We start from the raw sequence: 13,958 nt of genomic DNA, 5'->3' as shown, positions 1-13,958 counted from the left end.
TTTTTCTACGGCCAGTATTGTTATACCTCTGCCATCTCATGGTATTAGCCAAAAACAATCACTTTTGGGAGACTCAACTTGACCATTAAAGCGCTGCTTTTTCTTATCTGCCTGTCGGCAGCGGGTATTGTCCATATAACAACGGCCAAAGCAGACCCTGTCGCCGCTCAAGCGCCAGGGGCTGAGCATGCACTGCAAAGGCTCAGTAGCAAAAGCCAACCCAAGACTCAGGTGATGGTGCTTGGCAGCCTGCACCTGAGCAATATCAAACAGCAATTGGACAGCCGCTCTCTATCCTCGATCCTTGAGCCACTCTCCCGTTACCAGCCTACGGCCATAGCGGTAGAGTCACTGCGGCCAGAGGATATTGCCACCATGATCAACGGCTCAGGCGAGTATCAAACTGTGTTGGATCATTTTGTAGGACAAAGATTTCTGGCGCTGGCGATAAAGGAGCAGCAGGAGTTGCAGCTCTCGGCGCAAAAGGCGCTTGAGAGTCTGGAGCCCTTATTGGATAAGGCCAGCCTTGAACCTGTGCAGCGAGCAAGACTCATCAAGTTAGCCGTTGCCGCCTATCACAAAGAGCTAGCCCTGCTGCACTGGCATTATTTGGACAAAACTGCAGCGAGCACAGCGATTTCCACCGAGTTACAGCACTACCTGGAGCAACTTGCCGCGAGCAATAACGAGAAAAACACCCTTGGCAACAACCTGGCCATGGCACTGAAGCTCAAGCGCATTTATCCGATAGATGATCATCTGGATAAAGATCTCTACCGCCCCATCGAAGCGCGACTGCTGGAGTCTTACAATCAGTCGCCTCATGCCGCCGCTCTGGCCAAAAGCGACTATATCAACAAGCCACAAAGGCTAAAGACTGAGGCGCTCGAGACAGGCAACTGGTTGCCGCTCTTTTCCTGGCTAAACAGCCAGGAGTACCAGACGGCCGTCATTGACAAGGAGTGGAGCCTGTTTATCGATAAAGATTTACCCCCGGATGCGGCGCTCTCCCGGGTTGCCCTTTGGGAGATACGCAATCTCAACATGAGCTCGCACATCATGCGCGTGGTGGCAGCTAACCCTGGAGGTCGAGTGCTGGTGATAGTCGGAGCCAGCCACAAGGTGTTTCTGGAGCAGTATTTGGCCAATATGTTAGGGGTTAAACTGATCCAGCCGCAGCAGTATTTTACTGCCCCCCAAAGTCCACATGACAACCGCTGAAGAGCCAATAGCTGGTTTTAGTTGTAAACAAGGAACCCCATGAAACAATTACATAGTGTCGCCTGGCTACATAAAAAAAACGCTGAAGTCTTGTGTGTCAAATCCAAGGGCAAAGATACATTCTTTATTCCCGGCGGCAAACCTGAACCAGGTGAAACCCTTGAACAAGCCCTGACACGGGAACTGCAGGAAGAGCTCAGCATAGAACTGCAGCAAGACACCATTTGCCACAGGTTCAGCATCACGGATAAGGCCTTTGGCCTTGAGGACACTGAGCTGACCATGCACTGTTTCAGCGCGGGCTTTAGTGGCGACATCAATACCGCAGCCGAGATAGAAAGCCTGGACTGGATAGGCATAGCAGATATGGCAAAATGCGCACCGGCGGCCCAGCAGGCAATCGTAAAATTGCTTGGCAGCGACCATTGAATCGACGTTCGCCGGAGCACCTTTGTCCAACTTGGTCTATCCTGCAGCCAGATAACACAGAGTCAGGCTCGCACTCGCAAGCGAGCCAGGGAGAACACAGATGGACAAAAAATTGCAGCAAACTGACGGTAGCGTTTCTATCGACCACAAGATTGCCGCCCTGGGCGGCTGGCGCGCCGAGATGCTTGGCCATATCCGCGAACTTATCAAGGCGGCGATTCCCGAGGTAGTTGAAGAGTGCAAATGGGTAAAGCCAACCAACCCGTCCGGTGTACCTGTATGGTCAAGCCAAGGCATACTCTGTACCGGCGAGTCATACAAAGCCAAATTGAAACTGACATTTGCCAATGGCGCTTCGCTGGCGGATCCCCACCAGCTGTTTAATGCAGGTCTTGAGGGCAAACAGCGTAGAGCCATAGATATTACCCAGGGCCAACCCTTGGATGAAGCGGCTTTCAAGGCACTGATAAGCGCCGCTGCCGACTTCAACCACAACAAGGCCCTGAAACAATCAAAGCGGTAAGTAGGCTGCCAGAGCAGCAGCAAAGATGCACCAAGCTATAGATGTACAAATCTAAGGAAGGTCAATGAATAAACTGTTTATTCGCCGTTTGGCAATATTATGTTTGCCCTTAATTTCCCTCTGCCTGGCGCCTACGGCAATGGCCGAAGTAGATGAGCTTTTCAAGCAGTATCTGCAGGGCCATTATCAGTTGGTTGGCAAAGCCATTGACTCAGATGCCAGCTACACGGGCAAAATGAGCATTTATGAACAGGGCGGCGAACTTAAGGTGCATCGGGAGATAGAAGGTGTAAGCATTCAAGGGACCGCGACCATAGAGCCGGTGCTGAACGGCGATGCCAAGGTGCTTAGGATCCGCTTTCAGCAACAAGAGCGGGATATTGAAGCCAGCTGCCTGTGGCGCGGCGATTTGGATAACTATGCCCGCATCAGCTGTTACCTGTATCATCCGGGGGAAGACACAGAAAACCCAGGTCTGGAGGCACTGTTTCACTTGAGGCAGCACTGATGGGCAGAATAAACAAACCAGGCTTGCCATCAGGTATTCAACACCTTTAACTTATTCATTCTCTTTGGCAATCAAACAGGGAAGTCACTATGAATCGTAAACTCATCGCTTTAATCAGCAGCGCGTTAATGCTGGTTATTGGCACTACTGCGCAGGCCTGTACCCGCGCCGTCTATCACGGCGAAGACCAGTTGGTGATCACCGCCCGCTCCATGGACTGGCGCGACGAAATCCCAGCGAGTCTGTGGCTGTTTCCCCGCGGCATGCAGCGTCATGGGGCAGTCGGCGACAACTCAGTCACCTGGACCTCACGCTACGGCAGCCTGATCACCAGCGCCTTTGATATCTCAAGCACCGACGGCATGAATGAGAAGGGCCTGGTGGCCAATCTGCTCTGGCTGGCAGAGTCGAGTTATCCCGAATACCAGGGTAAACGAAAAGGCTTGTCGGTAGCCGCCTGGGTGCAATATGTACTGGATAACTTTGCCACAGTCGCCGAAACTGTCGATGCTTTGAGAGCCGAGCCTTTTGTGGTGGTTTCCGCCAATATTCCCGGCACCCAACGCTTTGCCACCCTGCATCTGTCGATTTCCGATGCCACAGGTGACAGCGCCATATTCGAGTACATAGACGGCAAGCTGGTAATCCATCACGACCCAAAGTACCGGGTCATGACCAACTCCCCCATCTTCGAGCAGCAACTGGCACTGAACCAGTATTGGCAGCAGATTGGCGGCTTCACCATGTTACCGGGAACCAACCGCGCCGCTGACAGGTTTGTCAGGGCCTCTTTCTATATGGATGCCATTCCCAAGACAGCCAATACCCGAGTAGCGGTTGCCGGCGCCTTCAGCGTCATTCGTAACGCCTCTGTGCCCTTCGGCATAGCTTCCGAGACTGAGCCGAATATCTCTTCAACCCGGTGGCGCTCGGTCTCGGATCATAAAAATCGGGTGTATTACTTTGAAACCGCCTTGACCCCCAACACCTTCTGGGTCGATATGAAGGGCATCAACTTTGACAAGCTGCAAAAGGTGAAAAAGCTGACCATTAACAACAGCAGCCTCTACTCAGGTAACGCACTACCGGACTTTGTCACGGCCAAGCCCTTTACGTTCGCCGGGCTTTAATCTCTAAACAGGCTGGGAGCCTAGGCTCCCGTCTACCTTGCCCAACCTGCTGTTAAATGCGCATACCAACTAAAGGACTCAAGCTGTTCAGCCCGGCTTAAGGCTGATAGCCGATACTGTGACTTCTAAGAACCTTTGCAGGAGTCCTGTGGATGAAGCAGTCCAACACCCTAGGCAAAAAGCATTTCCCCGCCAGAAAAGCAGCTCTCTGGATGTTTTCGGCGCTTGCCCTTGGCACTCTCTCCGGCTGCGGCTGGTTTGCCACAGATGAAAAGGCACAACTGGAGCAGCAGTGGCTCGCCAGGGATCAGCAATTACAACAAGCCATTGAGCAGATCCGCTCTCAAGGTCTGGATGCCATCAATCGCAGCGCCGAGGTCAGCTCAGTGACCGCCTGCGTCGCTGAAAAGCTCAGCCAGGATCCGCTTGGTGAACTGATCCAGGTCGATGGCGTATTGGCAGAGCCCGCCAGGGTCAGCGAGCTACTCGGCCAAATTCAACAGCTATTGGAGCAAGGCTTCAGCTTTGAAAACGCAGCCGCACTGCTGAATAAGGGCGCGGATCTCGCCGCCTATGTCAGCACACTTATCGAATCCCAGGGAATAGACAAGGCTTTGGCGGATGTCGAACAGCTACTGAAAAACGGCACTGATATTAAAGATCAGCAGCTCGGTGGCCACTTGCAAACCCTGCTGAACCAATGCCGCCAATCCCCTCCTAAAGGGAATGGATAGCGGCCGAACATCGTTCCGCTAAAAAAGGTGGCGACTATCCAGTTGCCACCACCTTAAGCAAAGCTCAATAACTGTTGCTATCTTGCCGCCGCTCTCCCCAGTCCTTGCCCGGTTAGGTTTTAATATCCATCACTGCAACCTCTCCAAATAAAAGGCCAGTGGCAGTTCCCCGACCAGGGACCAAAACCTCATTGCAGTTTATTTTACTGTTAATCCAATAAAAACCAGATGATTACGCCATAGCATTAAATCTTGGCTGTGATAGAGTCTCTTTGAACAAGGATCCGAGTCTGAATGTAATGGAGGCCATATGAGCACAGCAGTTCCACGTACCGTCACATCTCCCAAAAAGTTCATTATTGGCAAAGGCTTATTGTCACAAATGCACGAATATGTGCATGACTTCGGCGACAATGCTTTTATTATCGCCGATGAGTTTATTCTCAGCAGGCTTGAGGACGAAGCCCTGACGGGGCTTGAGCAAAACGGCATCAACAACCAACTGGAAAAATTCAACTACGAGTGCAGCGAAGTCGAGATCCAGCGTCTTGTCGCCCTGGCTGAGCAGGCTCATGCCAACGTAATTGTCGGTGTCGGCGGCGGTAAGACACTGGATGTCGCCAAGGCCGTTGCCTTCTACCTTAAGCACCCTGTCGTTCTCTACCCCACCATAGCGTCAACCGATGCTCCCTGTACGGCTTTATCAGTGATTTATACCGAAGCGGGTGAGTTTGAACGCTATCTGTTCCTGCCACAAAATCCGGATGCCGTGATTGCCGACACCAGCATAATCGCTGCCGCGCCGGCGCGTTTCTTCGCTGCAGGTATAGGCGATGCCCTGGCCACCTACTTTGAAGCCAGGGCCTGTTATCAAGCCGACGGTGTCAACCTGGTGCTGAAAAAGCCTTCCCGTACCGGCCTTGGTCTGGCACAACTGTGCTATCAATTGCTCAGTGAAAATGTGGCCGCCGCCATGGATGCGGTAAACAATAAGATAGTCACCCCGGCGCTGGAGCAAACCATAGAAGCAACCATCTATTTAAGCGGTGTTGGTGCCGAAGCCGGTGGCCTGGCGGCAGCGCACGCAGTCAATAACGGCATGTCGGCAGTTGCCGAGTTGCATGGTGCCCAACATGGCGAAAAGGTAGTCTTTGGCCTCTTGACCCAACTGGTGCTGGAAAACGCCCCACAGAGCGAAATCGACAATGTTGTCCGCATCATTAAAACCGCGGGTTTGCCGCTGACTCTGGCAGATATGGGGCTGAAACAATTCCGTGAGGAGGAGTGGCGTAAAGTTGCCGAAATCGCCTGCGCCGAAGGCGATACCATGGGCAATATGCCTATGGCGGTCAGTGCCGATGATGTCTATCAGGCAATGATCGCAGCCAATGCCATGACCGAACGCTATAGCCACCAGAACTGACAAGATGCAAAGGATGCAACCTCTCTCCCGAAAGCGAGGGGTTGCATCTTCCCTTGCGCAAGATCAAAACGATAAGTTGCATTTTTGTTGGTCAATGCTGTTTTTAAGTTTTTTTAAAAACAAAGAATTAACAAAAAAGGATTAAAAATCACCGACCGGTAGACATCAGGCGACTGATGCGATCAAGATCACACAAATGTCGCCATTTAAAGCGTAGAAAGGTTTGAGCTTTTTCTTGCCACTCGCCTCTGAGGGGCAAAACCCACGATAACTTCAAACATTTTCACCCGATGCCAGGAGTTGGCATCAATACCCTATTACTTGCAACGCTGGGAGGAACACATGGCATATGCAACGATCAATCCCTTCACGGGAGAGCTCATCAAAGAATTTCCCAATGCCACTGATGCCGAAGTCACAGAGGCAATTGAATCGGCCCACCAGGCCTTTTTGAGTTGGCGCAATACCTCTTTTGCCAACAAGGCTGAAATACTCAATCGGGCTGCAGCCCTGCTCAGAGACAGCAAGCGCCGCTATGCAGAGCTGCTGACCCTAGAGATGGGTAAAGTCATTGGAGAGGCCGAGGCCGAAGTAGAACTGTCGGCGCAGATCCTCGAATACTATGCCGAGCATGCCGAGAGACTGCTGGCACCGCAGAAACTGCCTGTGGCCGATCCCGCCGAAGGGGAAGCGCTGCTGGTCAATGAACCTCTTGGGGTCTTGCTGGCCATTGAACCCTGGAACTTCCCCTATTACCAGATAGCCAGGATCTTGGCTCCGCAACTTTCTGCCGGCAACACCCTGCTGCTGAAACACGCTTCCAATGTGCCTCAGTGCGCCGCCGCTTTTGAGAGCCTGATGCGGGATGCCGGACTGCCACAGGGCGCCTTCCAGAACCTGTATGCTACCCGGGATCAAGTCGAGCAGATCATCAACTCACCCAAGGTACATGGCGTGGCTCTGACCGGCTCTGAAGGTGCAGGCGCCGTTATTGCCTCTCAGGCCGGTAAGGCGCTGAAAAAATCCACTCTGGAGCTGGGCGGCTCTGACGCCTTTATCGTGCTGGAAGATGCCGAACTCGAGAAAACCATAGATTGGGCGGTATTCGGCCGTCACTGGAATGCCGGTCAGGTATGTGTTTCATCCAAACGGATGATCCTGGTGGAAGCCATTTATGACAAGTTTATGGAAGGCTATACCAAAGGCGTAGCCGCGCTTAAAGCCGGTGACCCTATGGATCCGAACACGACTCTGGCGCCCCTGTCTTCCCAGGGTGCTGCCGATGAAGTGAAGCAGAAAATTCGTGAAGCGGTTGAGCATGGTGCCACAGCTACCGAAGTTGGTCCCAAAGTGCCGGAGCAAGGCGCTTTTGTACAGCCGACCATACTTACCAATGTGACCCCGGACAACCCGGCTTACTATTGGGAGTTCTTCGGCCCTGTCTCCATGATCCTCAAGGCAAAGGATGAACAGGAAGCGATTGCCATTGCCAACGATTCGCCCTTCGGCCTCGGTGGCTCTGTGTTCACCGCCGATGAACAGCGCGGTCTGGCGGTAGCCAAGCAAGTCTCTACCGGGATGATGTTTGTCAACCACCCCACCATGGTTAAGGCTGATTTGCCCTTTGGCGGCATCCGCCGCTCCGGCTATGGTCGTGAACTGATCGACTTAGGCCTGAAAGAGTTCGTCAACCACAAGCTGATCAACGTGGTGGATATCAACGCCCCCTTCTGATCGCGCTTGAAGCATATTTAGTTCGATAAAGACCCGGTCACCTGGCCGGGTCTTTTATCGCCACAATCAAATCGACTGGCAAACTGACTGGTGTTGGCGCAAAGCACAGAACGCGGCTGCGCCAAAATGGGAATAGCCAATGGTATGCCCTTGTATTCAATACCTTGTCCATGTCATCTTAACCGATACCTAATACTCAAAACCGTGTAATTCATGTCCGGACTGGAAAAGAAACTGCCACCCCTGGCGCTCTTGCTGCTGTTTGCGCTACTGTTGCAACTGACATCCTATTACTTACCCTCTTCAAACCTGCATCCGACCTTTAGTTTGGGGCTCGCTGTTTCTCTGTTGACTGCTGGGCTGGTTATTCCTTTGGCAGGAGTACTGAGCTTCAAACGCCATGGAACCACGCCGGATCCCAGGGTGCCGGAACAGAGTTCGGCCTTGGTGACCTCAGGTATTTACCGCTGCTCACGCAACCCCATGTACCTGGGGTTTGTACTCTTGCTGCTGGCACAGGCCGTCTTTCTCAACTGTCTCTGGTTACTGTTTTTAATCGCCCTTTTTGTTGCTTATTTGCAACGCTTTCAAATCCTTCCGGAAGAACGGGCAATGCAGCAACTCTTTGGTGACAGCTACCGCTTGTATTGTCAAAAAGTCAGACGCTGGATTTAGCTGCTTATCTAGCGAAGAAAAAGCATGACGGAGCCAAAGATGCTTGCTCCCAGAGCACTATAGCCGTGACCCAGCTCACAACCATATTATCCGCCGCTAATTCAGCTTCCCAGTTTGCATCTTTAGCTCATCCCCGAGACGCTATCGCCGCGCATCTCTGGCATAATTGCCGCTGACGGTCAACCACATTTTTGAGACACTGCCATGCCCCTGTTTGCCAGAGCCTCCGCCTTCGCCGATTTTATCTACCGCCATTCCCGTGCCGTACACACGGTAAAACTGGCCTTGGCGCTGTTTATTGCCGCCGCCATCAACGCCATCTGGTCTTTGCCTCATTTTGTCTGGAGTATGGTCACCATAGTGATCATCATGATGGGCCTGCCACAGGTGGGCGGCGCTATCGAAAAATCGCTGCAGCGGGCTGTAGGCACCTGCCTGGGCTCGGCTTATGGGGTCTCTTTGGTGATCTTGATGAACGGCTATTGGGATCTGATGGGGTTGCTGATCCTCGGGGTCAGCATAGTCTGTTATCTCAACGCCGGCCGTTACAGCTATGCCTATCTGGTAGCTGGGTTCACCATGATCATAGTGATAGGTGACGCCAACCACGACACCTCAGAAGCTCTGTGGCGTACCGCCAATATTCTCATCGGCTGCGTGATTGCCGTGCTGGTCTCCCTGTTTGTGCTGCCAATCAAGGCCAAACAGGACTGGCGGGCACAACTGGCAAGTTCACTGAAAATCATGACCCAAGTGTTGGAGCAGCATCTCAATGCCGGCCAGGAAGAACCGGAAAATGCCCGTAAGTCGCTGGAGACGGCAATGAAGGCGGTGCTGGCGCAGAAAAAGCTGCTGTTTTCGCTGGAATGGGAAAGCCAAACATTAAAGAAAGAGGCCCAGACTCTAACCGAGCTGGCCAACAAACAGATAAGGGTGATCACGCTTTTGGAACTACTGCTGCTCACCCGCTGGAAGGCCGAAGAAGATGCGGCTTACGCCAGAGTTAAGCAGGTGGCCAGTGGGCTGCAGCGAGAGTTCGCCTATCTGGCGGACTATGTGGCCGGCAACACGCCCGACTGTCCTAAACTCCCCTTGGGACTTGGTTATCAATTGCAGCAACAGCTGCTTAAGCAACTGCCATCTGAATCGAGCGACGACTCGCCGGAAGCGGCGCATCAAGACTTTGCGCTCAGCGGTTACAGCTGGCTTATCTATCAACTTGCCCAGGCACTGTTGGCCATTCATGGCGAGCTGGCCAGTCTGGATCTGGCCTATAAGCGCAAAGCATCTGCCCAGCGCCAGTTGGATATTCCCGAGTAATTGGCCGAGTAATCAGCCAATTGCCGGGCGTTACAGTCGCAACAGATCCTGCTGATGAAAGTGAACCACAACCTCGGGGTCGAGCTTGAGTGCCAGATCCAGTATATGGCTGATGCTGATGGGTCCCTCGCCCATCTGGCTTAAGCTGTTGTAATAGCCGAGTAAGGGTAAGGCCCAGTCGCGGCGCCTTTCAATCAGCTGCTGGTACAACAGGGCCGCCTCTTGGTATTGTTTCTGCTCATAGCTCAGCATGGCTTTGAGATAGACAAGCTGCAAGTAAGCACGGCCCTGACGCTTTAACCCCTTGTCGAGCTGCGCTAGAGCCTCATCGGATTGTCCCAACGCCCGCAAGCTGACAGCCTGATAGAACTGCAGCTTATCCAGATAGTCATACTGCCTCGCAGCGCGTTGATAACTCTTGAGCGCCGCCTCATGCTGGCCCATTTGTGCCAGGATATTACCTTTGAGCATCTGGCCATCGGCCCAAAGCTGAGGCTTGTTATTGAGATAGCGGTTTATCTGTTCCAGCGCCGCCGAATAGTTCCGGGTTTCATAGATTGCCCTGGCAATATCCAACCTGAGATCCCGCTCCGATCCCAAAGCCTCGGCTTTGCGGTAATCGGCCAGTGCGCCGACATAGTCCGGACTCTGGCGCTGGGAATAAGCGGACAGCACCTGAGCCTTGGCCGCGGCGCGGAAAAAATACAGCTCAGGGTCCTTGGACAGCATGAGCTCGGCCTTATCATAGGCTGCCACCGCCTTGGGATAATTAGGGAGATTACTGAAGTAATAAAGCTGACCAAGCAAAAATGCCAGCCGCCCCGAATCCGGGTAGTTTGCCATGGCCGTATCCAGCCTGGGCGCCGCCTCTGCCATCTTCCTTTCAAAAATAAGCTTTTGAATCACTTTAACTTCTGAATTTGGCACCTTCTGCCCGGCGACAGCATGTTGCAACTGGCTTAAGCCCAGTGACAAACTCAACAATAAAACCGGTAACACCCGCCATAACAGGCAATATCCGATGGGAGAACTGAACGACATAAGCTTCCTTTCTTTATATCTTTGGCTTTTCGCGATTGAATTTTTATCTTTTGAGTATTTTAAATACTGCGCCTCGCATCAGTCCCAAATCAGTTCGCGGTAGTGCTTACGACAGACAGACTCATAACTCTCATTGCCGCCTATCGCCACCTGCTCACCTTCGCGCACCGGGTTACCCACCCCATCACGACGGATCACCATATTGGCCTTACGACCACAGTGACAGATGGTTTTCAGTTCTACCAGCTTGTCGGCCCAGGCCAAGAGGTACTGACTGCCAACAAACAGCTCGCCCTGGAAATCGGTACGCAAACCGTAACAGAGCACGGGAATATCCAGGATGTCGACCACATAGGCCAGTTGCTTGACCTGCTCTTTACTGAGGAACTGGGATTCATCAAACAGCACGCAGTGCAGAGGCTGGCGTTCGTGTTCAGCGCGGATCATCTCAAGCAGATTATCGTCATGGGCAAAAATACGTGCATCACATTCAATACCGATCCTGGAGGCGACCTTTCCCACTCCAAAACGGTCATCTATCGCCGGGGTCATCACCAGGGTGTGCATGCCACGTTCGCGATAGTTATAAGATGACTGCAGTAAAGAGGTGGATTTTCCGGCATTCATCGCCGAATAGTAGAAATAAAGTTGCGCCAAAACGGCTCTCCCCTGAGAAAAATTCCGGCCGCAATTTTACACTTTTTACCACATAAATACAGGACGCATGCCCCATGCCATCAAACTTGGGCATTGATTCAGCATTCACTGAATCTAGTCATTAAAATCAATTTGTTACACTTCTACCTCAATAAGCCTCTGGCATATAAACATCAGGATTATGTAGGCTATAATCATCAAATTCAGCCACTTTTAAGCAACAAGTGCTAAATTGCGCTAAAAAACTCATAACTAAAGATGGAAGTCATATCAATGCGAAAATCTCTTCTGGCGCTGGCCGTTGGCGCCACTCTGGCTATTTCTGGCTGCAGCACCCACACGTCTCAAGACACCAATCTGGCAAGAGCTGAAGCCACCCAAAACAACCCACTTTTTGCCAAGAGCACCTTGCAATATCAGGCTCCGGATTTTCGCCTGATCAAAGATGAACACTTCAAGCCCGCGCTGGAAGCCGGTATTGCCGAGCACTACCAGGAAGTGCTGGCCATTGCCAACAATCCAGAGAAACCCACTTTTGCCAACACTATCGTGGCGTTGGAAAAGTCCGGTGAACTACTGAGCCGCGCCTCAAGCGTTTTCTATAACCTGACCAGCTCCAACTCCAACCCTGAACTGCGTAAAATTCAGGGTGAAATGGCACCAAAGATGGCGGCCCATTCAGACAACGTCAATCTCAACCCGGAGCTGTTTGCCCGTATCGACAGCCTCTACTCCCAGCGTCAGCAACTGAACCTGAGCAGCGAAGAAGTGCGCCTTATTGAGGTGTACCACCAACGCTTTGTGCTCGCCGGCGCCAAGCTGACCGAGAACGAGAAAGTCCAGATCCGCGCTCTGAACGAAGAACAGTCCAAGCTGGTGAACGAATTCCAGCAACGACTGATGCGGATGAACAAAGAGATTGCCGTAACTGTGGCTGACGTCGCTCAATTGGACGGCCTGTCCGACTCGGCCATTCGCAATGCCGTGGCCGATGCCAAGGCCGCCGGTCTTGATGGCCAATACCTTATCAGCATCACCAACACCACTCGCCAGCCTGTGCTGACTCAGCTGAAAAACCGAGAGCTGAGAAAGCAGATTTGGGAAGCCTCTGCCTACCGCGGCCTTGAAGGAGAGAATGAAACCGCCTCTCTGGTCGCTCGTCTGGCACAACTACGTGCCGAGCGTGCCGCCCTGCTGGGCTTTGATAACTGGGCCAGTTACCGTCTGAGCCCACAAATGGCCAAGACGCCCGAGGCCGTCTATGAGATGTTCGGCTCCATGGTGCCTGCCGTTATCGCCAACACCCAGAAAGAAGCCGCCGATATCCAGGCGATGATCGACAAGACAGGTGGCAAGTTCCAGCTCAAACCTTGGGACTGGGCCTTCTATGCCGAGCTGGTGCGCCAGGAGAAGTATGATCTGGATGAGGCCAGCCTCAAGCCTTACTTCGAATTCAATCGAGTGTTGGAAGACGGCGTCTTCTTTACTCTCAACCAACTCTATGGGGTGACCTTCAAGCCACGGCCGGATCTGCCGGTTTATCACCCTGATGTCAAAGCCTGGGAAATGTTTGATGCCGATGGCAGCAGCATGGCCATCTTCTACGGCGACTATTTCGCCCGTGAAGGCAAGCGCGGCGGTGCCTGGATGAGCTCTTTCGTCAGTCAGAACCTGCTCAAGGGTGAAAAGCCTGTGGTGGTCAATGTGATGAACATCAAGAAGGCACCGGAAGGCGAAGCCACCTTCGTCAGCTATGATGAAGTAACCACCATGTTCCACGAGCTGGGCCATGGCACACATGGCATGTTCTCCAAAGTAACCTATCCCAGCCTGTCAGGTACTGCGGTATCCCGTGACTTTGTCGAGTTCCCATCTACCTTCGAAGAGGACTGGGCCGGTCATCCACAAGTGTTGGCCAACTATGCCAAGCACTACCAAACCGGTGAGCCTTTACCCAAGGCGATGCTGGACAAGTTGCTGAAGTCCCGCAGCTTCAACCAGGGCTTCGACACCCTGGAATATATGGCAGCCGCCCTGGTAGACATGGAATGGCATTCGCTGGGCAAAGACGCACCACTGCAAAATGTGGCCGAATTTGAAGCCAAGGCACTTGAAAAACACGGCCTGAACATTGAAGCCGTGCCACCACGTTACAAGTCGACCTACTTTGCCCACGCCTTCCCGGGTGGCTACAGCGCCAGCTACTACGCCTATATGTGGAGCGAAATCCTGGCGGCCGACGCCTTTGCCTATGTGCAGAGCCAAGGCGGCCTCAAGCGCGATATCGGCATGAAGTATCGCAAGACTATCCGAGAAGTGGGTAACAGCGTGCCACCTATGGAAGCCTACAAAAACTTCCGTGGCCAGGAGCCGACAACCGATGCCCTGCTCAAGCGTCGCGGTCTGCTCTAATAAGCCTGCAATCTAAGCCATAGAGACTCATCTGTGGCTTAAACAACAAAAAGCACCTTGGTTGTTATTACCTAAGGTGCTTTTTTATTCTTTTCCTAAAAGCCTCACGCTTATCTGGCTAGCAATCCAGTTGCCGTAACCTCAGGAGGCC

The 13,958-nt window shown here is 52.7% G+C and carries 13 protein-coding genes; 11 read left to right on the top strand and 2 right to left on the bottom strand.

Annotation, left to right across the window (positions count from 1 at the left end):
* The first annotated feature begins 78 nt into the window (after positions 1-78).
* The 10 genes from CX651_RS06845 to CX651_RS06800 all read left to right on the top strand — a co-directional run bounded on the left by CX651_RS06845 (position 79) and on the right by CX651_RS06800 (position 9,697).
* Positions 79-1,221 carry a DUF5694 domain-containing protein gene (locus CX651_RS06845; protein ID WP_229839769.1) on the top strand — a complete coding sequence of 381 codons (1,143 nt, stop codon included), beginning with the start codon at positions 79-81 and terminating at the stop codon, positions 1,219-1,221.
* A gap of 39 nt (positions 1,222-1,260) precedes the next feature.
* Complete coding sequence (locus CX651_RS06840) at positions 1,261-1,650, top strand: NUDIX hydrolase (protein ID WP_101055008.1); 390 nt, start codon at positions 1,261-1,263, stop codon at positions 1,648-1,650.
* Between the two features lie 100 nt (positions 1,651-1,750).
* Positions 1,751-2,173 carry a DUF1801 domain-containing protein gene (locus CX651_RS06835; protein WP_101055006.1) on the top strand — a complete coding sequence of 141 codons (423 nt, stop codon included), beginning with the start codon at positions 1,751-1,753 and terminating at the stop codon, positions 2,171-2,173.
* Between the two features lie 64 nt (positions 2,174-2,237).
* On the top strand, positions 2,238-2,681 hold the full coding sequence (locus CX651_RS06830; RefSeq protein ID WP_101055004.1) for a hypothetical protein: 444 nt from the start codon (positions 2,238-2,240) through the stop codon (positions 2,679-2,681).
* Positions 2,682-2,770: 89 nt separating this feature from the next.
* Positions 2,771-3,811, top strand: coding sequence for a linear amide C-N hydrolase (locus CX651_RS06825; protein WP_101055001.1), 1,041 nt, complete (start codon positions 2,771-2,773; stop codon positions 3,809-3,811).
* Between the two features lie 212 nt (positions 3,812-4,023).
* Entirely contained in the window at positions 4,024-4,545 is a 522-nt protein-coding gene (locus CX651_RS06820; RefSeq protein ID WP_101055092.1) for a hypothetical protein, read from the top strand.
* 310 nt (positions 4,546-4,855) lie between these two features.
* A complete protein-coding gene (locus tag CX651_RS06815; RefSeq protein WP_101054999.1) occupies positions 4,856-5,968 on the top strand; it encodes a glycerol dehydrogenase in 1,113 nt (370 codons plus the stop codon).
* 342 nt (positions 5,969-6,310) lie between these two features.
* Positions 6,311-7,702, top strand: coding sequence for an NAD-dependent succinate-semialdehyde dehydrogenase (locus CX651_RS06810; RefSeq protein ID WP_089110952.1), 1,392 nt, complete (start codon positions 6,311-6,313; stop codon positions 7,700-7,702).
* Between the two features lie 213 nt (positions 7,703-7,915).
* On the top strand, positions 7,916-8,377 hold the full coding sequence (locus tag CX651_RS06805; protein WP_101054997.1) for a methyltransferase family protein: 462 nt from the start codon (positions 7,916-7,918) through the stop codon (positions 8,375-8,377).
* A 204-nt stretch (positions 8,378-8,581) separates the two neighbouring features.
* Entirely contained in the window at positions 8,582-9,697 is a 1,116-nt protein-coding gene (locus CX651_RS06800; RefSeq protein ID WP_101054995.1) for an FUSC family protein, read from the top strand.
* A gap of 30 nt (positions 9,698-9,727) precedes the next feature.
* Here the strand turns inward: CX651_RS06800 and CX651_RS06795 are convergent, their stop codons facing one another.
* Both CX651_RS06795 and CX651_RS06790 read right to left on the bottom strand, forming a co-directional pair.
* Positions 9,728-10,738, bottom strand: coding sequence for a tetratricopeptide repeat protein (locus CX651_RS06795; RefSeq protein ID WP_101054993.1), 1,011 nt, complete (start codon positions 10,736-10,738; stop codon positions 9,728-9,730).
* 78 nt (positions 10,739-10,816) lie between these two features.
* Positions 10,817-11,395 carry a thymidine kinase gene (locus CX651_RS06790; RefSeq protein WP_101054991.1) on the bottom strand — a complete coding sequence of 193 codons (579 nt, stop codon included), beginning with the start codon at positions 11,393-11,395 and terminating at the stop codon, positions 10,817-10,819.
* A 273-nt stretch (positions 11,396-11,668) separates the two neighbouring features.
* On the opposite strand from CX651_RS06790, the gene CX651_RS06785 reads away from it, so the two are divergent.
* Positions 11,669-13,807 (top strand): M3 family metallopeptidase, encoded by a 2,139-nt coding sequence (locus tag CX651_RS06785; RefSeq protein WP_101054989.1) that lies wholly within the window; start codon positions 11,669-11,671, stop codon positions 13,805-13,807.
* Positions 13,808-13,958 lie beyond the last annotated feature (151 nt).

This window comes from Shewanella chilikensis, from assembly GCF_002836945.1.
In the GTDB taxonomy this organism is placed as follows: domain Bacteria; phylum Pseudomonadota; class Gammaproteobacteria; order Enterobacterales; family Shewanellaceae; genus Shewanella; species Shewanella chilikensis.
Note: the sequence above shows the minus strand (reverse complement) of the source record. Positions and strands in the feature narration are given on the sequence as shown.

Bases quoted from the DNA above. Each gene is read 5' to 3' on its own strand.
- CX651_RS06835 (WP_101055006.1), top strand. From the start codon at position 1,751: ATGGACAAAAAATTGCAGCAAACTGACGGTAGCGTTTCTATCGACCAC.
- CX651_RS06810 (WP_089110952.1), top strand. From the start codon at position 6,311: ATGGCATATGCAACGATCAATCCCTTCACGGGAGAGCTCATCAAAGAA.
- CX651_RS06815 (WP_101054999.1), top strand. From the start codon at position 4,856: ATGAGCACAGCAGTTCCACGTACCGTCACATCTCCCAAAAAGTTCATT.
- CX651_RS06840 (WP_101055008.1), top strand. From the start codon at position 1,261: ATGAAACAATTACATAGTGTCGCCTGGCTACATAAAAAAAACGCTGAA.
- CX651_RS06785 (WP_101054989.1), top strand. From the start codon at position 11,669: ATGCGAAAATCTCTTCTGGCGCTGGCCGTTGGCGCCACTCTGGCTATT.
- CX651_RS06825 (WP_101055001.1), top strand. From the start codon at position 2,771: ATGAATCGTAAACTCATCGCTTTAATCAGCAGCGCGTTAATGCTGGTT.
- CX651_RS06830 (WP_101055004.1), top strand. From the start codon at position 2,238: ATGAATAAACTGTTTATTCGCCGTTTGGCAATATTATGTTTGCCCTTA.
- CX651_RS06805 (WP_101054997.1), top strand. From the start codon at position 7,916: ATGTCCGGACTGGAAAAGAAACTGCCACCCCTGGCGCTCTTGCTGCTG.
- CX651_RS06795 (WP_101054993.1), bottom strand. From the start codon at position 10,738: ATGTCGTTCAGTTCTCCCATCGGATATTGCCTGTTATGGCGGGTGTTA.
- CX651_RS06820 (WP_101055092.1), top strand. From the start codon at position 4,024: ATGTTTTCGGCGCTTGCCCTTGGCACTCTCTCCGGCTGCGGCTGGTTT.
- CX651_RS06800 (WP_101054995.1), top strand. From the start codon at position 8,582: ATGCCCCTGTTTGCCAGAGCCTCCGCCTTCGCCGATTTTATCTACCGC.